This window comes from Shimia sp. FJ5 (genome assembly GCF_032918335.1).
Lineage (GTDB): Bacteria > Pseudomonadota > Alphaproteobacteria > Rhodobacterales > Rhodobacteraceae > Shimia > Shimia aestuarii_A.
Genome location: NZ_JAWJUV010000022.1, coordinates 1 through 622, shown reverse-complemented (window position 1 = coordinate 622; position 622 = coordinate 1). Strand labels below are relative to the sequence as shown.

The window sequence follows — 622 nt, the reverse complement described above, 5'->3', positions numbered from 1 at the left end:
CGGAAAGAGACTTGTTGATTGTCGCGAAAACCGGGATGCCCAGATTTTCGATCTGCTCCGAGCTTTGAATGCCCCGGTGCAGCGCGTTTCTAACAAGAACGAAAGCGGCGCCGAGCAAGGCACCTAGAACCAAGCATAGACCCAGGATCATGCTCTTGCGTGGAGCGATGGGCTGCGGGGTCGCATGGGCCGTATCGAGAATCCGGACATTCCCAATCGTGCTCGCCTTGAGGACCCTGAGTTCCTGAGCCCGATTGAGCAATTGAAGATAGGTTTCCTCGGCGAGTTCGAGGCGCCGTGTCTTATCAAAGACTTCGCGTTGTGTGCGAGGCAGTTCCTCCGCCTCGTTCCGCAGAAGGGAAATTCGTTCTTCGAGATGCGCCTTGTTGTCTAGCAACTGCTTATAGACCGGGTGCTTTGGCGTGTAATTCTCTTTGAGGGTCTCTTCTTCGAGCTGAACTTGGCTCAGTTCAGTCTCAAGTTGACCAATCTGGGTCAGGATGCTCTCGGCTTCGAAACCTAGGTCGATGGCATTCTGCGACTGCCGGTATTCGTTCAGATCCCTTTCCGCCTCTGCGACCGCCGCTTCGGCTTCGGGGAGTTGAGTTTCAATGAAATCGAG

General features: G+C 54.7%; 1 protein-coding gene. It reads right to left on the bottom strand.

What is annotated here, in order from left to right; genetic code table 11:
- The coding region (locus tag R1W01_RS18395) for a GNVR domain-containing protein (RefSeq protein WP_317275470.1) at nt 1-622 on the bottom strand (622 nt) is incomplete at both ends.